Source organism: Gammaproteobacteria bacterium (assembly GCA_016705365.1).
Lineage (GTDB): Bacteria > Pseudomonadota > Gammaproteobacteria > Pseudomonadales > UBA5518 > UBA5518.
In genome coordinates this window covers 1,712,655-1,738,733 of the sequence record JADIYI010000008.1, presented here as the reverse complement: position 1 = coordinate 1,738,733, position 26,079 = coordinate 1,712,655, and the positions used below count along the sequence as shown (strand labels likewise).

Here is a 26,079-nt window from a genome sequence, read left to right as displayed (position 1 = left end):
ATACTTAATCGAGCCGCCGGCCATTAGGTATACTGTCACCGTTTTTTGTGCGGAGATCACCATGCCCAACCCACTGGACATGCACGACAGGCTTGTTGTAGTCACCGGCGGTGCACGCGGCGTGGGCGCCGGTATCAGCCGCTGTTTTCTCGAGGCCGGAGCGGACGTGGCCATCATTGGCCGTACCGTGCCCGAACAGCTGCCCCGCGGCGCCGGGCGCGAGGCAACGTTCTGGCAGGCAGATGTGCGCGATCACGACCAGCTCAGCGCCTGTTTCGATGCAATCGTGCAGCAATATCGCCGCATCGACGTGCTGATCAACAATGCCGGCGGCGCTCCTCATGCGGATGCCGCAACTGCTTCACCGCGATTTTCCGAATCGATCATCCGGCTGAACCTGCTGGCACCGCTCCATTGCGCGCAGCTCGCCAACCGTGTCATGCAGTTGCAGGACAGCGGCGGCACGATCATCAACATCGCGAGCGTCAGCGCGATCCGCCCCTCTCCAGGCACCGCGGCCTACGGCGCGGCCAAGGCGGGACTGGTAAACCTCTGCACCTCGCTGGCCATCGAATGGGCACCACGGGTACGCGTGGTGGCCGTGATAGCAGGACTGGTGGAAACCGAGCAGGCGCATCTGCATTATGGCGATGCCGCGGGCATTGCCGCGGTCGGACGCACCATTCCGCTGGGGCGCATGGCGGTGCCCGAGGATATCGCCAATGCCTGTCTGTACCTGGCCTCGCCGCTCGCGAGCTATGTTTCGGGCACGGCCATCACGGTGCATGGCGGGGGTGAGGCCCCGGCGTTCCTGGGCGCATCAAACGCCGGTTGAAGCACCTCGCGGCGGACGGCGTGCCGTTGCAGGGCGCTTCTTGCTGGCGGCCGTCGTGCGTTTTTTCCTCGCGGCGGGCTTTGCCCCGGATGCCGCCGCGGGCTTGCGTTCGGCCAGCACTCCGACGGCCCTGGCCAGCGCGCTGACCTGCTTGCTCAATGCATCGAGCTTGTCATGCACCGGTTCGTCGAGCCCCATTTTTTCGCGCACCCTGCCGATCATCTCTTCCACCGAGCGGGTATTGCTGCCGGCCGCCTCGGTGATGCGGTCACGCGCACCACTCAGACGGCCCTTGGCCTCGCTGAGGCGCTCGCGCAGCGCTTCCTTGCTCTGATCCTCTATGCTCTGGCCCTTGCTGACCAGTTCGCTGAACTTCCGGCTCGCCTCCTGGCTCGCCTTGTCGAGTTGCCCCTGGGCATCCTCGAGGCTTTTTCCATAAGCACCGAGTCCTGCCAACCAGATCTTGCGGGCAACGTTTTCGCTGCTCTCTTCCGCTTTCCTGGACTTGCGTGAACGCGCCATGGTCATTACTCCTGGAACTGGGTCTGCAACCGGTATGGCTGGCCCCGATTCGAGGCTGCCACCGTATCATCTGGAATTAGAAACCGCATCCTAGTACTGTGCAGTACATGAAAACACGTGAGCGCATCATCCAGGTCAGCCTCGAACTGTTCAACAACGAGGGCGAGCCGAATGTGACCACGGTCGACATCTCCAACGAGATGAACATCAGCCCCGGCAATCTCTATTATCATTTCAGGGGAAAAGAGGAACTCGTCGGCGAGTTGTTTGCACGCTTCTACGAGCAATTCAACGTGATCCTGCGCGAGCCCCTGCAGAATCCGCTGCGCATCGCGGATTACTGGTTTTATCTGGTGGTGGTGTTCGAGCACATCCACGCCAACCGGTTCCTATACCGCAACATCTCGCTGATCATCCAGCGCTACGGCCAGATCCAGCGTCCGTTCCGGCGCCTGATCCACATGAAGCAGGATGCCGCGCGTGCCATCTGTCTGCAATTGCGCGAAGCCGGTATTCTGGTTGCCGATGACGAGCGCATCGAGTTACTGTCACGCAGCATCGCCCTGACCGTCACCTACTGGCTGAACTTCGACAACCTGCTCGGGCAGCGCGCCGCGGGCGACGAGCACCTGATCCACGACGGCGTGTTGCAGGTGCTGTCGCTGATCGCGCCCTATCTCGGCACCATGCAGCAGGAATTCATGAGCGGCGCGCTGGCGATCTATGCCAGCGCCACCAAGGACCCGACCGGAGCTGCAAAATGAGCGGGCTCATCGCTCTCCGCGGCCGGGCGGCGTGTTGAGATGAGTTCCGCCAAACCCGCTCCACGCGCCATCACCGGCTGCCGGAACCTGGGTATCCTGTTCCTGTTGCTGCTGTTCGCCGCCCCGCTGGCGACGCGCTGCGGACTGATCTCCTACCCGCTCGGGCTGCCACTCACGGCACTGGCCGTGCTCGGTGCGGCGCTGGTGCTCATCATGGTGCTGCTCATGCTGCCGCGCGTCCGCTACCGGGCCCATCGTTCCCGCCTCGGCATGATCGCGCTGATCGCGGCGCTGCCGGTCATCGCCGGCGTTGTCGTCATGGCCCCGGGCGCGGGTCTGCCGGTCATCCACGACCTCAGCACCGACATTTCAGACCCGCCCGTTTTCGAAGCGGTGCTGGCGCTGCGCGGCCCCGACACGAACCCCCTGGCACGTGATGCGGACACCGATGCGGCGCAGCGTGCCGGCTACCCTGAATTGCGCACCATCGAGTCCGTGCTCGCACCCGCAGCGGCGTTTGCGAAGGCATTGGCTACCGCCCGCTCGCTGGGCTGGGAGATCCACGCCACCGATGCGCAACGCGGCCTGCTGGAAGCAAGCGAAACCACCTTCTGGTTCGGATTCATCGACGATATCGCGATCCGCGTGCGCCCGTACAACGATGGCAGCCGCATCGATCTGCGTTCGGTGAGCCGCGTGGGTCGCGGCGACCTGGGCGCGAATGCCAAACGCATCCGGCGCTTCAGCGCCGCATTTGCCGCGAGCGGGAACCCGCCAACCCCGTGATTGTTGCGGTCCGCAATAAGTCATCGAGAATTGCATCCGCGAATAAAGGTTGATGAAGACGCAAGACGGTTGCGGCTTCGGGCGGCCCGACGCAAGGCGCTTGCAGCTCCGCTCACTGGACTGGCGGCCCTCCGGGCTACCCTCTCTCCGCCCGGAGCCTGCCGCGCAGTCTCCGGTCCTCGCTCGGCGCTGGTCCTTTATGTTCGCTACGCCGCAACCGCCTTGCGTCGTGCGGCTGGCTTGGTGTGTTGGGCGGGGAATGCAGGGAGGGGTTCGGATCTTGTTCGGGATTGCCGTGCTGCAATCAACTTGCATCCAGACGCGCGGCCAGTTGTGCCACTGATCCGGGATCGATTGCGCCGACACGCAGGGTTTCGGGTTCCCGGGCCGGATCGGGCAGTTCAGCCGCGCGCAGTTGCGCCTCGAGAACCTCGACATCGGCTTCGGAAGCATCCGCGCCGCTTGCGAGCCGCGCACGTACCCTCCGGCGCAATTCCTCGGTCGGCGCGTCACACAGCAGGATGTGAAAAGGCACCCCGAGCTCACGCGCGAGCCGCCGGAAATCATCGCGCAGGGAGCGCCTGATAAACGTCGCATCGACGATCACCGCAAAACCGTCTCCGATGATTCTCGCGGCCAGTTCCGCCAGGCGCGCAAAGGTGCGGCGCCCGGCCTCGGCGGTGTAGATATCGACGCCGGCGCCACGGCTGTCGGCATCCGGCTCCAGCCCGAACAGGCGTTTGCGTTCCACGTCGGCACGGATGCGCACCGCACCGGCTTGCGCCGCCAGCATCTCGGCCAGGGTCGATTTACCCGAGCCCGAGACTCCACAGCAGATCGCCAGGAAACGGTGCCGCGGCTGCTGGTACTCGGCTGCGAGCGCACTGTAGCGAAGATAGGCCCGGTGCGCCTCGCTGCCGCTCGTGACCGGCGGCAACACCGCCAGCAGGCTGACCTTGGCCCGCACCATGGCGCGGTAGCTGCAGAAAAAATCCAGCAGTGCCAGACCGGCATAGTCTCCGCTCAGCTCGAGATAGGCATTGAGCGCCGCGAACGACGCGGGCTGCTGCCCGCGACTGCGGCAATCCATCACCAGGAAGGCCATCTCGTTCAGCACATCGATCCAGCGCAGGGCCGGATTGAATTCCAGTGCATCGAAGGGTATCGCACGCCCTTCGATCAGCGCGATATTGCCCAGGTGCAGATCACCATGACACTCGCGCACCCTGCCCTCGGCATGACGCTGCCAGAGCAGTTTTTCATGGGTACGGCAAGCCGACCAGGCCTGCTCTTCAAGACGGTTGAGTTCGAGAATCTCGGCGCCATCACGCAAATAGGGACGGATCTGGCGGAAATTCTGCGCGATCGCATCGCGCAACGCGACCGGGGTTCCGCAGCTTCCCGGCTCATCGTCGCCTCGCGCCGGCAATCCGGCGTGCACCCGGGCCACATCCTCGCCGAGCTGTCGCCACACCGTGAGCGCGATGCGCTCGGGTCGATCCGCGAGCAGCGCATCATCGGGAAACTGGCGCATGCGCACCGCGTATTCCAGCACCTCCCCGACAGCAGCCACGCGCGGGCCCGCATCCGTGGCGCAGATGGCCACCACAGCGATATAGAGCTGCGGCGCGAAGCAGCGGTTGACGCGCAACTCCTCTTCACAGAAGTGGCGGCGTTTGGCCAGCGTGGAGAAATCGAGAAAACCGAGATTCACCGGCTTCTTGATCTTGTAGGCATAGGTACCGGTCAGAATGACCCAGGAAATATGAGTCTCAACGAGCCGCGGAGTCGCTACCGGATGCGGGTAGGCAGGCGCCCCGAGCAGCGCCGCGATCAGCGGGTTGGATGCCGTGAGCGCCATCGCTGACTCAGGATCCGGGCGCCAATGCGCGGTGCAGAAATTCGACGATCCAGCGCGCCACCCTGGCGGAGTCGATGTTGCGTCCGAGGGATTCGAGACCCGCATCGATCTGCCCGACGCCGATCAGCTCGCGCCGCAGTTCCATCAGATCGCGCGAGTATTCACGCGAAAATTCCGGGTGCGCCTGCATCGCGAACACATGATCAGCAATGCGAAACATCGCCACCGGGCAGAATGTGCTGCCGGCGATCAGCTCGGCACGTTCGGGCAGGCGCAGCACCTGGTCCTGGTGGCTGACGACCAGAGAGAAATCACCCGTCTGCTCCTCCATCCATGGGGCCGGCGCAAGCAGGGTCGCCGTATGCACACCGACACCCCAGCCCTGCGCGGCTTTTTCGACCACCCCGCCGAGGGCACGCGCGATCAGCTGGTGTCCGAAGCAGATGCCCACCAGCGGCTTGCGCTGTTTTTCGATCTCGCATACCAGCTGCGCCAGTTGCCGGATCCATGGCAACTCCTCGTAGGCACCATGGCGGGAACCGGTGATCAGGTAGGCATCATTGTCGTCGATGGTGTGCGGAAACTCGCCATTGCGCACCTCGTAGCGGACGAATTCCAGCTCGGGATCCTCTGCTCGCAACAGCTGCTCGGTCATCACGCCGTAGCCGGCATGACGCCCGCGCAACTCCGCCGGCGGCTCCCCCGCAACCAGCACACCGATCCGGATACGCATCGGGCGCGCCTCCACCCGGGGCTCAGGACAAGGTCGCACCGTCGACGCGAATATCCTCGCCATTGATATGCATTCCGTCCTCCGAGGCGAGCATCGCGATCACGCCGGCCACGGTTTCCGGTCCCTTGGGGCCCGACAGCGAACTACAGCGCGCCATCCAGCTGAAATCCGCGCCTTCGGGCATGCGCGCGGCCTTGGACATCGGGGTAGCGATATCGCCCGGACACACACAGTTGGCGCGCAATCCGGCGCGGGCATATTCGACCGCGATGGAGCGCGTCATCGCCAGTACCGCCCCCTTGGAGGCCGAATAGGCGCCGCCCCAGGGCAGACCGGCAAGCGAGGACGTGGACGCCGCATTGACGATATTGCCGCCAACGCGCAGCAGATGGGGTATGGCCTCACGGCACATCAGGAACGTACCTTCGAGATTCACCGCAACGATGCGCCGGAAATCGGCCAGCGCGGTTTCGTGAAAATGATCGAAGCGCAGGATTCCGGCCATATTGCTCAGGTGATCGAGACGCCCAAGCGCATCGATACAGGCCTGCACGCAGGCCCGCACCGCATCCTCGTTACTGACATCGCAGACATGGGTCAGTGCCCTGCCACCGGCCTGCGTTATCAGTGCCTGGGTCGCGGCAAGATGCTCCGCGGAAACATCCACGCAGAAAACCGCGGCACCCTCTGCAGCGAGGCGCACGGCCACCGCCCTGCCGATTCCGGATCCGGCGCCGGTCACCAGCGCCACCTTGTCATTGAATCTTTTCATTGAGCTTCCCCGTCTTTCCCCGATGCCGCGAATCCGGCAAGCGCATGGTAGCGGATCGCGCCCGGGAAAATGAAGCGCTGCCGACGTCACACGCTGACCGCTATTGTTAATTTCCGGCGAGCCATTCTGTCATTGCGCATCCTTGCACAGGCCTTAAGCTGGCAGCCTTCCCGAAACCGCAGTTCTGCCAAAGGAAGCCGTATGGAAGAACTCGAGCAATTCCGTGACCAGGCCCGCGCATGGCTGGAGTCGAACTGCCCGGCCTCGCAACGCAAACCGCCATTGCAAAGCGAGCAGTACTGGGGCGGGCGCAACGCCGTATTCCCCAGCGAGGATGCCCGCCTTTGGTTCGAGCGCATGCGCGATCAGCGCTGGATCGTCCCGCATTGGCCGCGCGAGTACGGTGGAGCGGGACTCAGCGAGGAGCACACGCGCATCATCGAGAAAGAGATGAAGCGGCTGGGTTGCCGCAAACCGCTGCTCAGCCTCGGCATCTGGATGCTCGGGCCGGCGCTGCTCGAATTCGGCAGCGAGGAGCAGAAGCACCGGGCCCTCACTGCAATTGCCGAGGGGCGCATCCGCTGGTGCCAGGGTTACAGTGAGTCGGGGGCCGGTTCCGACCTGGCCAACCTGCAGACCCGCGCCGAGGATTGCGGCGATCACTTCCTGGTGAACGGCTCCAAGATCTGGACTTCGTTCGCCGATCATGCGGACTGGATTTTCTGCCTGGTGCGCACCGACCCGCAGGCAAGCAAGCAGCAGGGCATCAGTTTCCTGCTGATCGATATGGCCACGCCGGGCATTTCGGTATCGCCGATCGAACTGATCAGTGGCAAGTCGGAATTCTGCCAGACCTTTTTCGACAACGTGCGGGTGCCGCGCGAAAACCTGGTCGGCGAACTGCACGGTGGCTGGAGCGTGGCCAAGACCCTGCTCAAGCACGAACGCAAGCTCATGGCGGAAATGGGCAGCGAATCGCCCAACGCGACCCTTGCGCCGGTCGATTGCGCGAAGCGTTATCTCGCGCTGCGTGACGGACGCATCGAGGATGCGCTGCTGCGTGACGCACTTGCGCGTCACGAAATGCAGATGCACGCCATCGGCCTGACGCAGCAACGCATCATCCAGGAAGCGCGCACGGGCAGCGGCAGCGGTCATGCATCGCTGGTGATGAAGTACTGCGGCACCGAACAGGAGAAACGCAAGTACGAATTGATGATCGCGATGATGGGCAGCCAGGGGATCGGCTGGGAGGGCGAGGATTTTTCGGCCACCGAAATCGACACCGCGCGCCAGTGCCTGTTCAGCAAGGCGCTCAGCATCGCCGGCGGCACCACCGAGGTGCAGCTCAACATCATCGCCAAGCGCATACTCGGTCTCCCCGGCGTGACCTGAACGAGCAACACGGAAATCCCTGACGATGACGATGGTATTGAATGAAGAGCAGCGCCTGCTGAGTGATACGGCTGCGGAGTTCCTCGCGGCAAATGCGCCGGTTTCGGCGCTGCGCGCCCTGCGCGACTCACGTGACGAGCTGGGTTATTCCCTGCCGTTGTGGCAGCAGATGGTGGAGCTCGGCTGGGCCGGGATCATCGTGCCGGAGGAATTCGGCGGCCTCGGTTTCGGCTTCGCGGGGCTCGCCGCCGTGCAACAGCAGTGCGGACGCACGCTGGCCGCATCGCCCCTGCTCGCAACCTGCGTGCTGGGCGCATCGGCGATCCTGCTCGGTGGCTCGCGGCAACAGAAGGAATCCGTTCTCCCGCCGCTCGTGCGCGGAGAACTGTGCCTCGCGCTGGCGCTGGAGGAATCGCCGCACCACGATCCGCTCGGCGTGATGCTCGAGGCCAGGCGCGCCGGTGCGGGCTATGTGCTGAACGGATCCAAGCAGTTCGTGCTGGACGGCCACAGCGCGGGATCCCTGATCGTGGTCGCCCGCAGCCGTGGCGATCGCGGCGATCGCGACGGCATCAGCCTGTTCCTGGTGAACGCGGGCACGGCGGGAATCGCACGCCGGCGCACCCTGATGATGGACAGCCGCAATGCCGCGCGCATCGATTTCAACGACGTGCGCGTCGCGGCGGATGCGTTGATCGGCGCCGAAGGCGAGGGCTACCCGATACTCGAGCAGGTGCTGGACCGGGGTCGCGCGGCGCTGGCGGCCGAAATGCTCGGTGGCATCCGCGCAACCTTCGAGCGCACCATCGACTACCTGAAGCAGCGTGAGCAGTTCGGTGCGTTGATCGGCAGTTTCCAGGCACTGCAGCATCGTGCCGCGCACATGTTCTCGGAGATCGAACTGTGCCACAGCGTGGTGCTGGAAGCCTGCTCCGCGGTCGATGATAACCCCGCGATGCTGCCGCTGCTGGCCAGCCTGGCAAAAGCCCGGGCCAATGACTGCTACGAACTGGTGAGCAACGAAGCGGTGCAGATGCACGGCGGTATCGGCACCACCGATGCGCTCGATATCGGGTTGTTTCTCAAGCGGGCGCGCGTCTGCATGCAGGCTCTCGGCGATGCCCGCTTCCACCGCTCGCGCTACGCCTCATTGCGCGGCTTCTGAGGTTCGTGCCAGCGGGTTGCCCCAGGGCCACTGCAGCAACGCAAAACCGAGCGCAGCCAGCGCCATCATCGACACGATGCGCCACGGCCACGGCCCCAGCAGATCGAGAATGGTCTGCTGGCTTGGCGTTACCGCACCGACATAGCCGTAGTTGAAACCGCTGAGCAGGTCGAAGGGAAGGATCAGCGCGAGATACACCAGTGCCAGCGCGTAGGTCTGCCGGCAATCGCTCCAGCGGGGCCTGAAACGCTCCACGATCAGGATATAGCACGCGCCACCGGTCAGGTTGGCGTGCGGGACCCAGAACGTCCAGTAATCCACGTTTGCCGGCCCGCTGACCAGTTCCGGCGTCAGCATTGCCTGGATGCTGAAGCCCACACCCCAGAAATACAGGATCGCGAGCAACAGCCGGTTGCGCGACCACAGCGCGAACGCCGCCAGCAGGCCGGCGATATCGCACACCTGCAGCGGCAGGTTCACCGCGGCGACAAATCGTCCGGGCAGTAACTGCACGCCGTTGGCGATCAGCCACGCCAGCAGCAGCCACCAGCCAAGCAACCGGCGCCAGCGCGATTCCGACTCCTGCCCGCGCAGGCGCAGACCGACCACGACAAGCACCGCCCACAACGCGCCGAACAGCGCCACCGTGACAGCGTGCAGCAGCGAGAAGGCGTGGAATTGCCCCGCCCAGTCAGGCATGGCGGCGACGGTCCGCCGGGCGCCTCATTCCTCGAGCAGATCGAAATCGAATTTGCTGATGCCGCAGTCCGGACATTCGAAATCCTCCGGTACATCCTCCCAGCGCGTGCCCGGGGCGATGCCCTTGTCGGGCAAGCCTTTCGCCTCATCGTAGATGAAGCCGCAAATCACGCATTCCCACTTTCGGTAATCACTCATCCTGTTGTATCTCCACAAGGAATATCCGGTTCAGCACCGCCCTCCCGAGCGACGCCTCGAAGGTTTGCGCAAGCGCTCCAGGCAGGAGCGAAAGGTGCGACTGATGGCGGTGGTGTTCTTGATCATCTCGAGCGAGGGCCACGTCAGACGCATGCCGGCCTCGACGAAGCTCGCCTCCTCTTCGGGAGAGAAGTCCCTGAACAGGCTGGACATGTGCGCCAGGCGCCGTGGCGGAATCAGCGTGATGTCACCGCGGTATTCCTGCATCATCACTGCCTGCAACTTGTCGATCGCGAGGTTGATGTTTTCCGACGGAATGGCCTGCTGCAGCATTTCGATCGAATAATTGGTGGTTTCCTTGAATATCCGGGTCGCGAACTGGCGCGTGAGCGAGCCGATATCGCTGCCCCTTTGTGCGCGCCGCGACACGAACGGCAGCACCAGCGGGTTGACCAGGCTGACGATGGAATGGTTGACCCCGTAGAGCCGGGTCAGTCTGCGGATCGGCAGATCATCCCCGATGGAGCCATCGAGAAACCGGCGATTCTTCAGATACGGAATGGTTTCACCGTTGATCGTCCTGGCCAGCAGTTCCGCCGGCGGCAGCAAAAACGGTGCCGCGCAGGATGCGCGCACCGCGCTGTTGATCACCACGTTCGGCGAAGTGCGGTAGTTCAGCAATCGTCCGTCCTCGCCCGGATCGTAGGGTGCGACCGTGATGTTGATCGCGCGCCCGCTGTGACGGAATGCCTGCTGGAAGCTCAGTTCGTTTATGCGCTCCTTCAGCACCCGGTTGAAGTGCTCCACGTCGAACAGATAGGAGCGCGGCGGACTGTTCCACTTGATCAGCCCCAGCAGCGGCGTCTTGCTCGCCATGAGTTCGCGCAACTCCGCATCGTCATGGGTGCCGAGTACCGCGGCAACGATCGAACCGGCACTGGAACCCGAAATCACGTGCGGGAGCAAGCCGTTTTCCCACAGCGATTTCACCACGCCCATATGATAGATGCCGAGCGCGGCGCCACCGCTGAGCATCAGGCTCGATTGTCCGTAGGTGTACGAAGTGGACTCGAAAAATTCCAGTTTCTCCTCATCGGTGATTTCCGCCGATTCGCAGTCGCACAGGAAATCGAGCGACTCGCAGACCTCGTCGAGATAGCGCTCCACCAGCCGCTTGGTGCCGAAGCGCGTGAACTGGTACAGCAACGGGTTGGAGATGTTGCCAAGATTTCCGTGCAGGCCCTCCTGGAGGATGAACATCAGCCGCCGGATATAACCGCCCTCGCGCGCGCCGAGAATCTGCGCCAGGCGACGCTGTATCAGCTTGAAGTCGTAATGCGGCGAGGCGTCATTGAGTTTCCATTCCTCGAAACCCGCCTCGCGGTCATAGCCGATTGCCGCCTCGCGCCAATCGGCGTAGGTCAGCGCCTCACGCATCTCCCGCTCGAGTGCCGCCAGTTTGCGGTTGCGACGGGCCATGCGCCTGAAATCGGGCAATGACTCGACCAGCGAACGCATGACCGGGCGGATTTCCATGCGCCCGCTGAGCGGCATCTCGAACACGGATGAGTCCGGCCTGTGTTTCCTGGCGCGCAAGATTCCTGTTCCTCCGGGACCAGGCCCATTATGCCACGCCGTGGCGATTGGCAACGCTCGCCGGATGGCGCAAAATCGGCTTCGCACACCCGAACGGAGCCGTGACCATGAGCAGAATCTACATCCAGCGGGATCACGACCTCGATGCGAAAACGCTGCAGCAACGCGCCGAGGACCTGGCTAGCCAGCTACGCAGCGAGTTCGGTGGCGATTATCGCTGGGAAGGCAACACGGTGCATTACCACTACTCGGGCGGGATCGATGCCCGCCTGACCCTGCAAAAAGACGACATCCTGGTGGACGTAAAGCTTGGCGTACTGATGCTGATGGCCAAGAAGCCGCTGGAGCGCAAAATACACAAGTACCTCGACAAGCATCTCGCCTGAACCCCGCGACCGGTTCACATCGGCCGCAATACCCCTCTCTCCTCGAGCTCCAGCAGCAACAGGTGCTGCAGCAGATGCTCCTTGGGTGTATCGGGGTGGGCCAGGCCGATGCGCTCCAGATAGGGCCGCGCCTGCTCCTCGTCAACATCGGTGATGAACGAGCGGATCACCGCGCGCAGCAGGTTGGCGGGGCTGTCCATCAATGCCTTCATGTCCTTGAGACTGCCGCCGAGCGCAACCTCCTCGGCGGTGAAATCGGTGCCCAGCGGGAAGGCCGGGAAATAGCCATTCTTGCGCCAGGAACCCAGCGCCTCCTGTACCTTTGCGGGCAGATTGCGGCGGAACGCCTCGGGCACCCGGTAGTCCGGGTCGATCTTGCCCGCCTCGCGCGCCGCCGCCAGCAATTCGGGCTGGAAGCGTGAATCGGCGATATTGAGCAATGCGCGGATGATCTCCTCGTCACAGAGACCGCGCAGATCGGCCACGCCATATTCCGTGACCACGATATCGCGCAGATGCCGCGGGATCGTCACATGACCGTAGCGCGGCACGATATTCGAGCGCGTCGCGCGTCCACTGCCACGTGTGGCACGAAGACAGATCACCGAGCGTGCGCCGGGCAACTCGTGCGCCTGCGCCACGAAGTTGTATTGCCCGCCCACCCCGCTCACTACCTCGCCACTCTCGAGCGCATCGGATACCACCGCGCCACCGAGGGTGACCATCATCCCGGTGTTCACGAAGCGCGCATGCAGTCGCTGCGCTTCGCGCAACCCCGGCTGGTCGATACGGTTGATGCGCCGTACGCTGTCCATGGCGATCAGTTCAGACTGCGCGCGCGGCATCGTGCGCAGCGTCTCGTAGAAATCCTTCGGCCCGAGAAAGAATCCGCCGTGCATGAGGACGCCGTCACGCAGCACCGTGCCGAGCGCCAGCGCACTCAGCTCCTGCAGCGCCTGTCCGGTGTCGAGCCGCGCTGCGCACGAGCGCTCACCGCGCCACAGCATCGAATCGCGCATCTCGACATCCGCGGCAAACACGCCCCAGCGCTTCAGATACGCCACATCGGTATCCGTGAGCCGCGCCCCGATGGCGCCGGCCGCGCACAGCTCGCGCAGCAGTGCGCTGTCCGGCACCTCGGCGCAACCGCTGCGATTGATCGCGGACTGCAGGCGTTCGTCGTCGTAGACGCGCCGCTTCACGATTCCGGCGGCAATCAGGTGCATAAAACCGTTGACGAACATCTCGCTGCAGCCGTACAGCCCGCGTTCGAAGGGACCGAGACCGCCGGTGCAGCTAGCGAGCGCCTCGTTCACACCGAGCGCGCGGCATACCTCGCGATAACTCGCGTTGTCCTCGTGACGCAGCTTGCTGGCATGGACGATGGCATCGCCGAGCGAGCCGATGCCGATCTGCAGTGTCCCACCGTCACGCAGCAGCGTGCTCACATGCAGGCCGATCGCGTAATCGGTGACGCCCACCGAGAGATTCGGCGGCGCGAACAGGGTGCGGTCATATTCCGGATTGCTGACCAGCACATCGAAACAGCCCGGATCGATCATGGCCCGGTTGTACATGAACGGCAGGTCCGGGTGCAGTTGCGCGATCGCCATGCACGGCTCGCCGCGCGCGCGCAACTCATCCAGCCACGGCAGCAGATCGAGCGAGGTATCGGTGTTGGACGACAGGCTGAGCTTGCGCTCGCCATCGACGGTGGCGCTCGCGACGAGTTGCACCATCACGTTCATGCCACGGCCGATCAGATCGCGCGCGGCGAAAGTGTAATTGCTGGAAACATAGTCACGCTGCGCGCTGGCAACACCTTTCATCGAGCCGGCGCGGAAATAGAATTCATGCACCCGGACATTGGACGGCAGCCGGCTCTCGCGGATGGCGCGCATGTACTCGAGCTCTTCGTAGTCGCCGAACTGCCGCTCGATGAACGGCCCGAGGAAGCGCTGCTCGAGATCGGAGGTCGCGCGCGGCTTCTCCAGCGAGAGGCCGGTAAAGATCGTCAGCTCGAGCGATGGATCGCGCTCCACGCGGCGATAGAATGCGTTCACCAACTGGTTCGGCTTGCCGATCCCGATCGGCGCACCCAGTACGATACGCTTGCCAACCCGCGCGATGGCGGCCTCGACGCAGTCATCGACGCTGTGGAATTCCTGTGGAGCCGGTTTCAAGATGCGATGCCTCCGCTGGCGGGGAACAGTGGCCGATATTAGGATTGGCAGGGTATGGCGGCAACCTGTGAGCCGGCGCAACACCGCTGCGCTTGATCGGGATCAGGATTGTGTGCCAACTTTCGGCTGTCGGCGCGGTCGAATCATCGGCAACGGAGGAACTGGGGTATGTACGGTCTGCTGCTCGGCGCACTGCTGCTGATCACGGAACCCGCGTTCGCGATCACGGTGTACAAGAGCATCGACGCCAATGGCAAGGTCACGTTTTCCGACCAGCCGCCGGTCATCGGCACGACCGCCGAGACCATCGAAATCGAGGATTACACCGCACCTGAGCGCACCGAGACCGAGGCCCGCCTGCAGGCAATGCGCGACACTACCGATCGGCTGCGCGACGACCGGCTCGCGCGCGAACAGCAACGCAACCCGCCACAGATGCCACCGCCTTATGTCATTTACCAGCAGGCGCCGGAGCGCATCGAGGAGACGCCCACGAGCTACCTGGTGCCGGTCTATCGTCCGCGCTTCCCTTACCGCCCGCCCCACCCGGGCCATCGTCCGCAGCCACCGCTACAACCAGAAACATTGCCCAACACCAGTTCGCTGAGTCCCCGCGGCCTCAACGCGCGGCTGCGCGCGGCGCGCTGAGCGGGAAGCGAAACCAACCACCCGGTGACGACGGGGCAGCTTGTCGCCGCTTATGCGCCCGGCGCCAGGCCGAAGCAACCGTCAGCGGCATGGACACGACGGCCGCAGAACTCCTCGCTTTCCATGCGCGCCAGCAACGCCTCGTCGCGACTGTTGGCCACGCTGCGGGTGCCGTCGCTCATATCGAGCAGGGCCACCGCGCAAACGCGCTCGGCCTTGTGGTACATCACGGTATAGCCGCAGATACGGCCATCGCCATTGGCCTCGGCGTTCACGGTGAGCGGCTGCATCTTCCCGGCAACCTCCGCGCTGACATCGGCAAAGCCGAATCCGCGCGGCCCGGGTCCGGTGGACCAGACACCGAAGCCCTGCTTGGTGAGATAGCCCGATACCGAGCTCACCAGTCCCGAACTGCCGGGACGCTCGCGCAACAGCTCGACCATGCGGCAACTGGACTGCAGCACATAATTGTTCAGCGGGCCTCCCGCGAAGGGCATGCCTCCGGTGACGGTCCAGTCGCGATCGGCGGCGATGCCGAGTTCCTCGGCGTAGAGTTCCACCGCGATCGGAAAGCAGGAATAGAGCTCCACCAGGTCGAGCTGCGTGCTGTCGAGACCGGCGAGTTCCAGCGCCCGCAGCCCGGCAATGCGCGCACCCGGCAAGCGATGCAGCTGCGGACGTTGCGCCATCGCCAGCATATGATTCGACTCGGTGCTGGAGCGCGGGAATATCCAGCGCTTCCGTGGCACGCCCAGCGCCTCGGCGCGCGCCGCCGAACACAACAGCATGGCCGCAGCCTGGTCCACATTCCACGACGTGTTGTGCAGTTTGGTGTATGGAAACGCCAGCATCGGATTGCCGGCAGCGGCATTGCGAATCGTGTCGGGCGCAACGCGTGCGCGCTTCCAGGCGTGGGGATTGTCCTGCGCAATCTCGCTGAAACGGCTGTACATCGCCGCCATGCGATCACGATGCTCATCCACGCTCCAGCCGTGCGCGGCGCGCCAGGCGCTCTCGACCATCGCGTAATAGCCAACCGGCATGTAACCGAGCCCGGAATTTATCTCCTGTGGCAGCTGCAGCTCTTCCTGCGGTATCAGCGTCTCGTCGGGAGTATCGCTGCATGGAGTCTCGGACGCCTGCCCGCCGGAAATTTCCGCCAGCAAATGACGGTAACGCGCTTCTCCCCCGACCACGATCGCGCTGCCGATCTCGCCGCCGGCAATACGGCGGCAGGCATCGCCGATCAGCGTTTGCTGCAGCACTCCGACCTTGGCGAATACCGTGCTCGCATTGGTCGCGCCGATCGCGCGCGCGATCATCCGTGCCGGATCCGCATAGCCCCACATGCCCTGCGGAACATAAATGCGCTCCGCGCCGGCGAGCAGCGTGGCGGTGCCGGCATCGGCACCGGCGGCACGCACCGCATCGCTCATCAACTCGATGGCTTCGCGCGCCCGAGCCGGGTCTTTTTCCTTCTGTTCGACAATTCCGATGCCCACGAGCACCGGTGTCCGCGGATCCAGGTTCTGCATAGGCCTGCGATTCTCCGGAGAGCTGGTGGATGCGCCGCTGCGCGCAGGGAAGCTACAGGGCGCCGGCGATACGATCGCGAAAACCCGCCACCAGGCCGCGCAATGCCTCCGGGGTGTTGGCACCCGCCTCGTAGCCGGCAATCAGCAGGCGATCGGCGCCGGCATCGCGAAACGCGCGCGCCAGGCCGATATCGAAAGTCGCGCCAGGACGGAAACTGGCCGGCCAGACCGTCACCGAAAAATTCTCGAGCGTGCGGCCCGCCTCCCGCGCCGCGCCGCGCACCGTGGCCAGCCGCGCCGCGAGATCCTCCGGCGAGATCACGTAGGGGAAAAAGCCATCGCCACGCAATCCGGCGCGCCGTGCGGCAGCCTCGGAACTGCCACCGATGTACAGCGGTACGCCGCGAGGCTGCACCGGCCTGGTGTCGCAGAATACGCGCTCGAAGCGCACGAATTCGCCGGTGAAACTGGCCGGTGCCTCGCGCCACAGGACCCGCATCGCGTCGATGCATTCATCGAGCCGGCGACCGCGTGCGCTGTAGGGCACACCGAGTGCCGCGTACTCCTCGCGCTGCCAGCCGATGCCGATACCGACCTGCAAGCGCCCACCCGAGAGCGCGTCGAGTGTTGCCAGCCGCTTGGCGAGCATCGCGGCGCTGTGCTGCGGCCCTATCAGCACGCCGGTCGCGAGACGCAGACGCTCGGTACAGGCGGCGGCAAAGCTCAACCACTCCAGCGGATCCGGCATCACGGTATCCTCGGCGACCGGTGCGCGACCGTCGGCGGAATACTCGTAGAGCGGTTCGTAGTCCTGCGCCATCACCACATGTTCCGGCATCCATACCGATTCCGCGCCCTCCTCCTCGAGCATCTCCAGAAACCTGCGCACCCAGTGCGCGTCGGTGACGAACGGCTTCGCACACAGCGGAATCACCCCGAAGTGCATCATTGCGGTGCAACCCACAGGGCACGCGGACCGCGCAGCACGCCACCGATGATCTCGACCGGATGATCGGGCAGCAGTCGCATGTCCGGGAAATGCGTGAACACCAGTTTCAGTGCAGCCTCCATCTCGCGGCGCGCCAGGTGCGTCCCGAGACAGAAATGCTCACCGTGGCCAAACGCCAGGTTCTTGTCACGGCGGTCGGGATCGAAACGCCGCGGTTCGCTAAACACCGCGGGATCATTGTTCGCGGCGGTGATGCCAAACAGGATCCAGTCATCGGCGGCAATCGGCTGCCCCCCGAGAACGGTGCTCTTGCCGCAGCGGCGCGGCAGCAACGCGGTGGGCGCCTCGAAACGCAAGCCTTCCTGCACCAGGGCCTCGCGATCGGCATCGCTGCCGCAGGCCCGCTCGCGCAACCGCGGATCGGCCAGTACCGCGGCCAGCAGGCTGCCCAGGTTCTTGTAGGTGGTGTCGGAGCCGGCCGGAAACAGCAGCCGGCAGAACGCCAGGATCTCCTCGTCGCCAAGCCGCGCACCCTCCAGGCTGGCGCCGGCCAGCAGCGAGACCACGTCGGCACCGGGATCAGCGCGGCGGGCAACGATGAGCGGAATCATGTAGGCATCGAACTCGGCCTTGGCACGCATCGCGCCGACCGGATCCCAGGGAAAATCGATCAGCTTGATCGCCCACTCGAGAAAGTGCGCGTCATCGACCACCGGTATGCCGAGCAGCCGCGTAATCACCGAAAAAGGATAGGGACGGGTAAAGGCCTGCACCATATCGACCTGCGGCTGCCCGGCAATACGCTCCAGCCAGCGCGCCGCCTCGACCTCGATCACCGGCTCGACGAAAGCGCGCACCTGTTTCGGGAAGAATGCATTCGAGACCAGCGCGCGGTTCAGGCGATGCTCCGCGCCCGACATGCACTGCATGGTGCGCCCCATCGACGGTTCACTGTGTACGCGATAGGCCGCCTCGCAGGCGAAATGTTCTTCGTCGGAAAACGCCGCGCGCAACTCGGCAAAACGGGTGATCAGCCAGGTTGGCGCACCGTGATAGATCACCGGCACCACGGCGGCCTGCTCGCGCAGCTCAGCGAGCAATGCGTGCAGATCGGGTAATTCGGCCACCGCGAAATCGACATCGGGGTACAAGGGCGAGGCAAGATTGAGGTTCACGATTCGGTACTCCTGTAGCTTCAGATCCAGCGCCAGCGGCGAAAGCCCCAGAGCAGACCGCCGGCAATCGCCAGCATCGCGCCGATCACGATGAAATAGCCCGTGCGCGTGTGCAGTTCCGGCATGTTATCGAAATTCATGCCGTAGATTCCGGCAAGAAAGGTCAGCGGCAGGAAAATCACCGAGGCGATGGTCAGGGTCTTCATGATCTGGTTCAGGCGATGCCCGTTCAACGAGATATAGCCCTCCATCAGATCGCGCGCCAGTTCCTGCATCAGCGACGAAAGACTGGTAAGGCGCTCCATGTGCTCGTAGACATCCTGGAACTCATGGGTGGAATCACTGGAAAATCCCTGCGAGCGCGCCTGGCGCAACTCGTCAAAGCAGGCCTGCTGATAGCCGAAGGTACGACGCAGCTTCTTCAGCCGGCTGTTGTAGCTCACCAGCTCCAGCAGCACCTCGTCACTCGGACGCGCCGCAATCACTTCCTCGAGTTCCTCGAGCCGGCTTTCGAGTCCGAGGATCACCGGGGCGTAGCGATCGACCACGCGCCGCAGTACCCGGTAACACAGGTGCGTCGGGCCGCGCGCAAAATCCAGCGATCCCGCCACTGCATCGGGCCACAGCGAGTCGATGCTGGGCGACTTCAGCGCATGCACGGTGAGCAGGAAATTGCGTCCGACGAACAGCGAAATATGAACCACCCCGAAATCGAGGCCCTCGGTCTCGGCGCTAAACCCCTTGACCAGCAGGAAAAAATAATCGTCGAACCACTCCAGCTTCGGCGGATGGCGGTCGCGCAGCGCATCGCTCACCGCCAGCGGATTGATCCGCAACTGCCGGATCAGCAGCTCGCGCGTCTGCCCGATGTCGTTGGCCGCGAAGTCCGCCCACAGCAACACCTCGCCGCCCGGATCCCAGCACCCGATCAGCGACTCGTCGCCGGCCTCGATGCGGGCACCGCCGGGGTGATGCAACAGCGTGCGGATCATGCGCCTGGCCCGGGAAACTCGACGGGGTCGCGCGGGAGGTAAGTGTCAGCTCGCTGCAAAGCGTTCACGCAACTGGTACTTGAGCACTTTCCCGGCCGGATTGCGCGGCATCTCCTCGATCAGGTGCAAACGCAACGGCAGCTTGTAGCGGGCAAGCTTTTCACCCGCAAACGAGCGCAGTGCTTCCAGCGTCAGTTCCTGCCCGGGCACCAGGCGCGCGATAGCCGTCACCGCTTCGCCCCATTTCTCGTCGGGCAGACCGATTACCGCGACTTCCGCGATCGCGGGATGCTCGTATAGCACGCTCTCGACCTCGGCCGGATAGACGTTCTCCCCACCCGAGATCACCATGTCCTTGACCCGGTCGCACAGGTAGAGGAAGCCCTCGTCATCGAAGTAACCCACGTCCCCGGTATGAAACCAGCCCTCTGCATCGATCGCCTCACGCGTCGCTTCCGGCCGGTTCCAGTAGCCCTTCATCACGTTCGGGGCACGCACGCAGACCTCGCCGCGCTGACCATGAGCGAGCGGACGGTTCTGGCCATCGACCACCCGCACATCGCCGTACAGCGGCGCGGTGCCCGCCGATCCGAGTTTCGATTCGATCCACCGGCTGCCGAGGAACGTGGCGAAGGGCGCGGTCTCGGTGAGTCCGTAGCCCTGGCACAGCTTGATGCCGCGGGCCTTGTAGATGCGGATCAACGCTTCGGGCACCGGCGCCCCGCCGCAGACGAGGATATCCACGCTGGCGAGATCGGTGGTTGCGAAAGCCGGGTGCTGGGTCATGAACAGGAACATTGCCGGTGCCCCGAACATCGTGTTTACCCGGAAACGCGCGATATCGGCCAGCACCTGCCCCGGATCAAAACTGCGGTGCAGCACGACGTGCCCCCCGCTCTGGAACCCGATCAGGGTGGTGACGTTGAGACCGCCGATATGAAACAGCGGGGCCGCCGTGAGACTGACATCACCGGCCATGTTCTCCGGTCCGAAACGGGCGTTCACGTTGTTCCAGAAAATATTGGCATGGGTGAGCATCGCGCCCTTGGGCCGTCCCGTGGTGCCGGAGGTATACATGATCAGCGCCACGTCGTCGGGCTCGACCCGCTGCGCACTTTCGACCGACGGCGCCGCCGCGAGGAATTTCGCCAGTCCTCCCCAGCCGGGAGCGGCCGATTCCGCAGCCACGAAATTGCGGCAGCACAGACGCTCGCGCACCGTATCGATCACCGCCTTGCGCTCGTCATCGACGATCAGCGTATGCACGCCCGCATCGTTGATGATGAATTCCAGCTCCGGCCCGGTAAGCCGGAAATTGAGCGGCACGAACAACGCGCCCAGCGCCGCCGTGGCGTAGAGCGTTTCGAGGAACAGCGGATGGTTGAAGCCGAGAAACGCAACGCGATCCCCGCGATTCACGCCTGCCTTGTGCAGCGCGCCGGCCATGTGCCGGATGCTTTTGCCGAACTCCGCATAGGTCCGCGTATGCCCCTCGAAGCTCAGCGCGGGCAGTTCCGGCGAGAGTGCCGCACGGCGCAGGATCATCGCCCCGAGCCCGATATCCTGTGTGCCCATATCCCTCATCGTTGCTGCGCTCCGCTGGCTGGTCGTTCAGGCTGCCGTTTCGTGTTCCGGTTCGCGTGGCGCTTCCTACGCCGCAGCAGCCACGGGCTGCGGATCTTTCGCTGCAGGCAGCAGGAAGTGGGCCAATGCCGGCATCAGCACCAGCGCACCCACCATGTTCCAGAGGAACATGAAGGTCAGCAGGATACCCATATCGGCCTGGAACTTGATCGGTGACCAGGCCCAGGTCACCACCCCGGCGGCCAGCGTGATGCCGATGAGCGCCACGACCCGCCCGGTGAAGCTGAGCGCGGCAAAATACGCATCGCGCAACGGCATGCCCGCCCGCGTCTTGGCCAGCACCACGGTCAGCACGTAGAGCGCATAGTCGATACCGATTCCGACGCCAAGTGCAATGACCGGCAGCGTCGCGACTTTCACCCCGATGCCGAGAAATACCATCAGCGCCTCGCAGAGTATCGAGGTCGCAACCAGCGGCAGCACCGCGCACAGCACGCCGGGCACGCTGCGGAACGTGATGTAGCTCAGCAGGATCACCGCCGCATAAACGTAGAACATCATCTCGCGGTTGGCTTTCCTGACCACGATGTTGGTGGCCGCCTCGAAGCCGGCATTGCCGGCGGCCCCGAGGAACTGCACCTTGTCGCTCGGCCACTCCTCGTTGAACTGTTCCAGCGTGTCGACCATGTTCTGCAACGTTTTTGCCTTGTGGTCGGACAGGTAAACCAGCATCGGCCAGACCGAGCACTCCGGGTTGACCATGCCCTGGTCAACCATTTCCACCGCCGCATAATTGATCGAGGACTGGTTGCGGTTCATCGACAACCACCTGATATAACCCTCGTTGAGACCGGCAAGCAGGCGCCGCCCCATGGTATTGAGCCCGATCACGTCCTCGACCCCGGGTTGCTGGCGAAAACGCCATTCGAGCTCCTCGGCAAGGCTGAGCGTCTCGTGATCGGTACACATATCCTTGTCGGTCTTCACGATCACCGCGAATATATCGCTGGAGACCGAGTAGTTCTCGATCATGAATTTCACGTCCTGGTTGTAACGCGATTCCGCGCGCAGTTCGGGCGCCCCCGGATCGAGATCGCCGATCTGCAGGTCCTGCGCGACAAAAAACGCCGCCACCGTCAACGCGAGGCTCACGACGATCGCACCGGTTGCCCACCTGCGCTCCGTGAAACACAGCAGGAACAGCCAGATCGGATGTGGCTTGTGAGCCGGGCTCTGCTGCACATGGGCGCGCTCCGCCGCATGTTGCGTCACGCCGAGATAGGACAACACCACCGGGATCAGGATCAGGTTGGTGAAAATCAGCACCACCACGCCGATGCTGGCGGTGATCGCCAGATCCTGGATCACCTGGATCTGGATGATCATCAGCACCGCGAAACCGATGCCATCCGAGGCCAGCGCGGTGAAACCGGCCAGGAAGAGCCGGCGGAAGGTATAACGCGCGGCAACATATCGGTGGCAACCGCGACCGATGTCCTGCAATATCCCGTTCAGTTTCTGTGCGCCGTGCGAGACACCGATCGCGAATACCAGGAACGGCACCAGTATGGAATACGGATCCAGCTCGAAACCGAACAGGGTCAGCAGACCGAGCTGCCAGATCACCGCACCGATCGTGATCACGATCACCACCAGCGTGCTGCGCCAGCAGCGCGTGTACCAGTACAGCAGCAAGGCCGCGATGATCACTGCTCCGACAAAAAACAGCATCACGTCGAACAGGCCGTCGATCAGCTCGCCAACGATCTTGGCAAAACCGATGATATGCAGCTTTACCCGTCCGCTCTCGAATTCGTCGCGGATATCCTTTTCGAGATTCTTGGTGACCTTGTGCGCGACTTCCTCGTCCGGCTTGGAGAGACGTTCCTCGAGCCGCCCCTGCACGGTTTCACCGGCGTGCTGGAACTTCGTGCGCACCTCTTCGAGCTTGCTGCTGAACTGGTAGTAGTCGAGGCGCTTGCCGGTTTCCGGATCGAAGTCCATCAACGGAATCAAAACCGACGAGGATTGTTCGTTGTTGGCAACCAGGTCGCCGCGCAGGCCGGCGCGCGCCACGTTCAGCTTGACCATGCCGATGGACTGCGCCGATCCGTCGTAGTCCGGCGGTACCACCGGCCCGCCCTCGAAGCCCTCCTCGGTGACCACCTTGTAGCGGGTGTTGGGTGTCCACAGGGACTTGAGATCCTCGCGCACCACGCCCGGTATGTAAAATACCGCATCGCTCACATCTTTCAGCGTATCGAGAAATTGCGGGGTATAGATGGTGGGCTCGTCGGTTTCCACCGCCAGGCGCAACACATTGCCGAGCCCTTTGAGATACTCCTCGTTGTCCTTGTAGTTTTTGACGTAGGGATGGTTCTTCGGCAGCATCTTCTCGAAGCCTGCCTGGAGTTTCAGATGGCCGAAAGTGTAATAACCGAGATAGACCGTCATCAGCGCGCACAGCACCACGATGAGCAGCCGGTTATTGAAGACCAGGCGCTCGATCAGGTTCCCGGAGTTGACATCGAACTCCGCCACATCACTGATGACTGGCAGATCGCCGCTGTCTTCAACATGCGCCATCGCGGATTACTCCTGCTTATAATTTGTCCATGCCGGCCGGCTCATTCCGGCAACTGGTAGATCCTGACTCCAAAGACTCCACTGAGAATCAACTCGCCCGGTCGCCCTTCGATCACGTCGCTGAGCGGCTGCGCGCCTGTCATCGGCAGCGGCGCGAACGAGGCACCGTGATCGGAACTCGCCAGCAGATTGCCTTCCTGCGTGGCCAGGATGACCCGACCATCGGCGAGCACCGTGCTCGAGACGACGGCACCGGTGGGAGGTTTCTTGACGGCGGACCAACTCGCGCCCCTGTCGGTGGAATAAAACGCCAGTCCACGCAGTCCGCCGGTGACCAGCGAGTCGCCTCCGGTCGCGCTGATCGTGAACATGCTGCCCTCGTAGGGAAAATCCTGCATCCGCCAACGCCCGGAGTCGGGATCCAGCGCCAGGATGGTACCCATCTCGCCACTGGCGACGATATCCGCCGGCACCGTAGCGCCATCGAATTCGATGGCCGGCGCATTCGACAGTTGCGCGAAATCAAACAGGTGCACCATCTGCTCCAGATCGAGCAGTTCCATGATCGGGTACCAGCTCTTTCCGCCATCGACGGTGCGAAACAGATAACCATAGGCACCGGCGGCAAAGCCGGTCGTGGTATCGCGCATGAATATCTTGAAGAAAGGCCGGTCGGCCCCCTGCTCCACGGCGAGTTTCATTTCGTCGATCAGGAACGCGTAGCGCTCGTCGTCGGGTTGCTCGGCGAGCTTCTTCTGGTAGTAGTCGAGTCCGATCTTCGGCAAGTCCCGGCCATCGGCCTGTTTGACCCAGGTCTTGCCAGCATCCTCGGTATGGAGGATGACCGCTTCATGGCCCACCACCCAGCCCTGATCGGGCGTCGGAAACGATGCGTCCAGCAATGAGGAGCGCACCGGTACCGATTCGGCCTGGGTCCAGCTCTGACCGAAATCATCGGAATAGAGAATGTGGCCACGAATGCCGGTCGCGAAGAACCGGTCACCCGCACGGGTCAGCGAATAGATCAGCGCATGCGCGGCAAGCGGCGACTGGACCGCCGGCAGATCGAGTACATCGTAAGGTTTCGCGGCATGGAGTGAACATGCCAGCAGCAGCAGCGCAACGGCGCTCGGAATGCTGCGGATTTTTTTCATTATTGGCCTCCGGCGACACGCGGACAAAACGCTCCGCGCAGGATAACGCATAACTGCGCGCGATCAATCCTCCACGGCGATCATCACGCGCAACCAAACCACGAACCCGCACTCAGGTGCAAATGAGCGGGTAGCGCTGCGCCCGTGCCAGCAGTGCCCCCTTCCGGAAAGGGGGCACGATCACATCAGCGGATACCGGTACGCGCCATGCCCTGGGAGCTGAAATACTGCTCCGATTGGTCGTGCTCGTTCCGAAACGTGCCGGGAATCGGCTTGGCGTTGATATTGTAGATGTTCGCGATCAGGTCATAGGTGCCATAAGCAGTATTGGAGGGCGCCGGAGTATCCCAGCTCTGGGTCTGGTACATCAGGTGCACGCGCCACAGGCTGCCCTGACCGTCCCAGGTTTCACCGGCCAGTCCGGTCCAGCTGTCCTCGTCTATGTAATAGCGACGTTTGCCGTAGATGTGACGGCTGCCGGCTTTCAGCTTCGCCTCGACGATCCATACCCGATGCTTTTCCCAGCGCACGAATTCCGGCTTGAAGAAATTCTTGTCCATCATCTCCAGCACCGGCTTCTCGAACACGAAAGTGTTGTTGTTGTAGGGAATCAGCATTTCCTTCTTGCCGATCAGCGTCCAGTCGAAGCGCTCCGGCGAACCGTTGTACATATACGAGTCATCGTAGGTCGAGGTGCCGGCGGTGGCCGGGTTCGGCGTATCGAACGACACCGACGGAGCCTTTCTTACCCGACGCTGCCCGGTCAGGTACTGCCACGCGTCACGTCCCTTGCCGGCGGTGTAATCCGCACCCGGCTCATGGACCAGCAGGATTTCACCGGCACGGCGCGGCGGTGCCAGGTAGTTCACCCGCAGATAGGTGAAACGCAGGTCCGTGGTGTTGTAGTTGCGCTTCTTGAAGTGATCGATATACATCGGGTAGTCGACGTAATTGTCGGCGGTCGTGGAGAGCACCGGCTTGCCGTTGGCATCCACGTAGTAACTGTCGTATTTGTAATAGGTCTGGTAACCCTGGAATCGGATCATGTGGTTCCACAGCACCTCGAGCGCACCCTGCGGAACCGGGAACGGCACCCCGGGCACATTGCCCTCGATCTTCTGGCCGTCGGCCACCAGGTTCGCCGCTGCGGCATTCTGCTTGCTGCCGTCGTAGAACCACTGCGGCTGCGCCGCGTTGCGGTGTGTCGGATAGACATCGAGCCGGAAGCCCTCCGCCCCGTATTTTTTCAGCAGGGCCTGCACGCCTTCGGGCAGGATTTCCGCATACTGCGCCATGTTCTCGCCCGTCACCGCGTAGATCGGCTTCTCTGCCGGGTACGGATTGGTGTATTCCATGCCCGGCTTCCAGCCGGCAGGCACCGGCGTGCCCTTCCCGTCCCAGGCCGGAATCGAACCATCGGCATTGCCTGCCATCTCGGCGCCAACCGGCGTGAGATCCTTGCCAAGACGTGCCGCCTGCTCGGCGCTGACCGCCGCCAGCAACGGACCCGATGAGCACAACCCGAAAGCAGCGACCGCGAACAGTGTTTTCATTTTCATCT

At 63.4% G+C, this 26,079-nt stretch carries 23 protein-coding genes; 7 read left to right on the top strand and 16 right to left on the bottom strand.

The features are described from left to right. The first annotated feature begins 61 nt into the window (after positions 1-61). Entirely contained in the window at positions 62-835 is a 774-nt protein-coding gene (locus IPF49_15560; protein ID MBK6289018.1) for an SDR family oxidoreductase, read from the top strand. Here IPF49_15560 and IPF49_15555 read toward each other — a convergent pair. Next, positions 821-1,357: a phasin family protein gene (locus IPF49_15555; protein ID MBK6289017.1), complete on the bottom strand. Its 537-nt coding sequence runs from the start codon at positions 1,355-1,357 to the stop codon at positions 821-823. The two genes, IPF49_15560 and IPF49_15555, sit on opposite strands and share 15 nt — an antisense overlap. A 107-nt stretch (positions 1,358-1,464) precedes the next feature. Between IPF49_15555 and IPF49_15550 the strand changes: the two genes are divergently transcribed. Then, on the top strand, positions 1,465-2,121 hold the full coding sequence (locus tag IPF49_15550; GenBank protein ID MBK6289016.1) for a TetR/AcrR family transcriptional regulator: 657 nt from the start codon (positions 1,465-1,467) through the stop codon (positions 2,119-2,121). 39 nt (positions 2,122-2,160) lie between these two features. Beyond that, positions 2,161-2,907: a DUF1499 domain-containing protein gene (locus IPF49_15545; protein MBK6289015.1), complete on the top strand. Its 747-nt coding sequence runs from the start codon at positions 2,161-2,163 to the stop codon at positions 2,905-2,907. A 304-nt stretch (positions 2,908-3,211) separates the two neighbouring features. Here IPF49_15545 and IPF49_15540 read toward each other — a convergent pair whose 3' ends face one another. Genes IPF49_15540 through IPF49_15530 form a run of 3 tightly spaced genes read right to left on the bottom strand, consistent with a single transcriptional unit; the run spans position 3,212 to position 6,273 of the window. After that, positions 3,212-4,768 carry an AAA family ATPase gene (locus IPF49_15540; GenBank protein ID MBK6289014.1) on the bottom strand — a complete coding sequence of 519 codons (1,557 nt, stop codon included), beginning with the start codon at positions 4,766-4,768 and terminating at the stop codon, positions 3,212-3,214. Positions 4,769-4,775: 7 nt separating this feature from the next. Then, the gene (locus tag IPF49_15535; GenBank protein MBK6289013.1) at positions 4,776-5,501 is read right to left on the bottom strand and encodes a gamma-glutamyl-gamma-aminobutyrate hydrolase family protein; all 726 of its coding nucleotides are present in this window, start codon (positions 5,499-5,501) and stop codon (positions 4,776-4,778) included. Positions 5,502-5,523: 22 nt separating this feature from the next. Continuing rightward, complete coding sequence (locus IPF49_15530) at positions 5,524-6,273, bottom strand: SDR family oxidoreductase (GenBank protein ID MBK6289012.1); 750 nt, start codon at positions 6,271-6,273, stop codon at positions 5,524-5,526. 201 nt (positions 6,274-6,474) lie between these two features. Here IPF49_15530 and IPF49_15525 point away from each other — a divergent pair, with 201 nt between their 5' ends. Then, a complete protein-coding gene (locus IPF49_15525; GenBank protein MBK6289011.1) occupies positions 6,475-7,668 on the top strand; it encodes an acyl-CoA dehydrogenase family protein in 1,194 nt (397 codons plus the stop codon). A 25-nt stretch (positions 7,669-7,693) separates the two neighbouring features. Continuing rightward, positions 7,694-8,833, top strand: a complete 1,140-nt coding sequence (locus IPF49_15520) for an acyl-CoA dehydrogenase family protein (GenBank protein ID MBK6289010.1) — start codon at positions 7,694-7,696, stop codon at positions 8,831-8,833. Here IPF49_15520 and IPF49_15515 read toward each other — a convergent pair. The 3 genes from IPF49_15515 to IPF49_15505 are packed head-to-tail and all read right to left on the bottom strand — an operon-like array spanning position 8,816 to position 11,209. Beyond that, positions 8,816-9,532, bottom strand: a complete 717-nt coding sequence (locus IPF49_15515; GenBank protein MBK6289009.1) for a TIGR02206 family membrane protein — start codon at positions 9,530-9,532, stop codon at positions 8,816-8,818. The genes IPF49_15520 and IPF49_15515 overlap by 18 nt on opposite strands. Positions 9,533-9,556: 24 nt before the next feature. Continuing rightward, positions 9,557-9,730, bottom strand: coding sequence for a rubredoxin (locus IPF49_15510; GenBank protein MBK6289008.1), 174 nt, complete (start codon positions 9,728-9,730; stop codon positions 9,557-9,559). Between the two features lie 30 nt (positions 9,731-9,760). Next, a complete protein-coding gene (locus IPF49_15505; GenBank protein ID MBK6289007.1) occupies positions 9,761-11,209 on the bottom strand; it encodes a DUF3336 domain-containing protein in 1,449 nt (482 codons plus the stop codon). Between the two features lie 224 nt (positions 11,210-11,433). Between IPF49_15505 and IPF49_15500 the strand changes: the two genes are divergently transcribed. Next, positions 11,434-11,712 carry a polyhydroxyalkanoic acid system family protein gene (locus IPF49_15500; protein ID MBK6289006.1) on the top strand — a complete coding sequence of 93 codons (279 nt, stop codon included), beginning with the start codon at positions 11,434-11,436 and terminating at the stop codon, positions 11,710-11,712. Between the two features lie 14 nt (positions 11,713-11,726). On the opposite strand, the gene IPF49_15495 is transcribed toward IPF49_15500, so the two are convergent. Beyond that, entirely contained in the window at positions 11,727-13,895 is a 2,169-nt protein-coding gene (locus IPF49_15495) for an acetyl-CoA hydrolase (GenBank protein MBK6289005.1), read from the bottom strand. Positions 13,896-14,063: 168 nt separating this feature from the next. On the opposite strand from IPF49_15495, the gene IPF49_15490 reads away from it, so the two are divergent. Continuing rightward, positions 14,064-14,543, top strand: coding sequence for a DUF4124 domain-containing protein (locus IPF49_15490; protein ID MBK6289004.1), 480 nt, complete (start codon positions 14,064-14,066; stop codon positions 14,541-14,543). Between the two features lie 50 nt (positions 14,544-14,593). Here the strand turns inward: IPF49_15490 and IPF49_15485 are convergent, their stop codons facing one another. The 8 genes from IPF49_15485 to IPF49_15450 all read right to left on the bottom strand — a co-directional run bounded on the left by IPF49_15485 (position 14,594) and on the right by IPF49_15450 (position 26,077). Further along, entirely contained in the window at positions 14,594-16,078 is a 1,485-nt protein-coding gene (locus IPF49_15485; protein ID MBK6289003.1) for an acetyl-CoA acetyltransferase, read from the bottom strand. Between the two features lie 52 nt (positions 16,079-16,130). Beyond that, entirely contained in the window at positions 16,131-17,027 is an 897-nt protein-coding gene (locus IPF49_15480; GenBank protein ID MBK6289002.1) for an LLM class F420-dependent oxidoreductase, read from the bottom strand. Next, the gene (locus tag IPF49_15475; GenBank protein MBK6289001.1) at positions 17,024-18,202 is read right to left on the bottom strand and encodes a cytochrome P450; all 1,179 of its coding nucleotides are present in this window, start codon (positions 18,200-18,202) and stop codon (positions 17,024-17,026) included. The genes IPF49_15480 and IPF49_15475 overlap by 4 nt, the downstream gene beginning before the upstream one ends. 20 nt (positions 18,203-18,222) lie before the next feature. Continuing rightward, positions 18,223-19,194 carry a magnesium/cobalt transporter CorA gene (corA, locus tag IPF49_15470; GenBank protein MBK6289000.1) on the bottom strand — a complete coding sequence of 324 codons (972 nt, stop codon included), beginning with the start codon at positions 19,192-19,194 and terminating at the stop codon, positions 18,223-18,225. A gap of 45 nt (positions 19,195-19,239) precedes the next feature. Further along, complete coding sequence (locus IPF49_15465) at positions 19,240-20,769, bottom strand: long-chain fatty acid--CoA ligase (protein ID MBK6288999.1); 1,530 nt, start codon at positions 20,767-20,769, stop codon at positions 19,240-19,242. 75 nt (positions 20,770-20,844) lie between these two features. Beyond that, positions 20,845-23,364: an MMPL family transporter gene (locus tag IPF49_15460; GenBank protein MBK6288998.1), complete on the bottom strand. Its 2,520-nt coding sequence runs from the start codon at positions 23,362-23,364 to the stop codon at positions 20,845-20,847. Between the two features lie 41 nt (positions 23,365-23,405). After that, complete coding sequence (locus IPF49_15455; GenBank protein ID MBK6288997.1) at positions 23,406-24,518, bottom strand: glycosyl hydrolase; 1,113 nt, start codon at positions 24,516-24,518, stop codon at positions 23,406-23,408. A gap of 185 nt (positions 24,519-24,703) precedes the next feature. Beyond that, a complete protein-coding gene (locus IPF49_15450; GenBank protein MBK6288996.1) occupies positions 24,704-26,077 on the bottom strand; it encodes a DUF1329 domain-containing protein in 1,374 nt (457 codons plus the stop codon). Positions 26,078-26,079 lie beyond the last annotated feature (2 nt).

Excerpts from the sequence above, each read along its gene's own strand:
- IPF49_15505 (MBK6289007.1), bottom strand. The coding sequence starts at position 11,209 with ATGGCCCGTCGCAACCGCAAACTGGCGGCACTCGAGCGGGAGATGCGT.
- IPF49_15490 (MBK6289004.1), top strand. The coding sequence starts at position 14,064 with ATGTACGGTCTGCTGCTCGGCGCACTGCTGCTGATCACGGAACCCGCG.
- IPF49_15455 (MBK6288997.1), bottom strand. The coding sequence starts at position 24,518 with ATGAAAAAAATCCGCAGCATTCCGAGCGCCGTTGCGCTGCTGCTGCTG.
- IPF49_15540 (MBK6289014.1), bottom strand. The coding sequence starts at position 4,768 with ATGGCGCTCACGGCATCCAACCCGCTGATCGCGGCGCTGCTCGGGGCG.
- IPF49_15460 (MBK6288998.1), bottom strand. The coding sequence starts at position 23,364 with ATGGCGCATGTTGAAGACAGCGGCGATCTGCCAGTCATCAGTGATGTG.
- IPF49_15520 (MBK6289010.1), top strand. The coding sequence starts at position 7,694 with ATGACGATGGTATTGAATGAAGAGCAGCGCCTGCTGAGTGATACGGCT.
- IPF49_15485 (MBK6289003.1), bottom strand. The coding sequence starts at position 16,078 with ATGCAGAACCTGGATCCGCGGACACCGGTGCTCGTGGGCATCGGAATT.
- corA (MBK6289000.1), bottom strand. The coding sequence starts at position 19,194 with ATGATCCGCACGCTGTTGCATCACCCCGGCGGTGCCCGCATCGAGGCC.
- IPF49_15480 (MBK6289002.1), bottom strand. The coding sequence starts at position 17,027 with ATGATGCACTTCGGGGTGATTCCGCTGTGTGCGAAGCCGTTCGTCACC.
- IPF49_15515 (MBK6289009.1), bottom strand. The coding sequence starts at position 9,532 with ATGCCTGACTGGGCGGGGCAATTCCACGCCTTCTCGCTGCTGCACGCT.
- IPF49_15560 (MBK6289018.1), top strand. The coding sequence starts at position 62 with ATGCCCAACCCACTGGACATGCACGACAGGCTTGTTGTAGTCACCGGC.
- IPF49_15530 (MBK6289012.1), bottom strand. The coding sequence starts at position 6,273 with ATGAAAAGATTCAATGACAAGGTGGCGCTGGTGACCGGCGCCGGATCC.
- IPF49_15450 (MBK6288996.1), bottom strand. The coding sequence starts at position 26,077 with ATGAAAATGAAAACACTGTTCGCGGTCGCTGCTTTCGGGTTGTGCTCA.
- IPF49_15465 (MBK6288999.1), bottom strand. The coding sequence starts at position 20,769 with ATGGGCACACAGGATATCGGGCTCGGGGCGATGATCCTGCGCCGTGCG.
- IPF49_15550 (MBK6289016.1), top strand. The coding sequence starts at position 1,465 with ATGAAAACACGTGAGCGCATCATCCAGGTCAGCCTCGAACTGTTCAAC.
- IPF49_15555 (MBK6289017.1), bottom strand. The coding sequence starts at position 1,357 with ATGGCGCGTTCACGCAAGTCCAGGAAAGCGGAAGAGAGCAGCGAAAAC.
- IPF49_15545 (MBK6289015.1), top strand. The coding sequence starts at position 2,161 with ATGAGTTCCGCCAAACCCGCTCCACGCGCCATCACCGGCTGCCGGAAC.
- IPF49_15510 (MBK6289008.1), bottom strand. The coding sequence starts at position 9,730 with ATGAGTGATTACCGAAAGTGGGAATGCGTGATTTGCGGCTTCATCTAC.
- IPF49_15535 (MBK6289013.1), bottom strand. The coding sequence starts at position 5,501 with ATGCGTATCCGGATCGGTGTGCTGGTTGCGGGGGAGCCGCCGGCGGAG.
- IPF49_15525 (MBK6289011.1), top strand. The coding sequence starts at position 6,475 with ATGGAAGAACTCGAGCAATTCCGTGACCAGGCCCGCGCATGGCTGGAG.
- IPF49_15500 (MBK6289006.1), top strand. The coding sequence starts at position 11,434 with ATGAGCAGAATCTACATCCAGCGGGATCACGACCTCGATGCGAAAACG.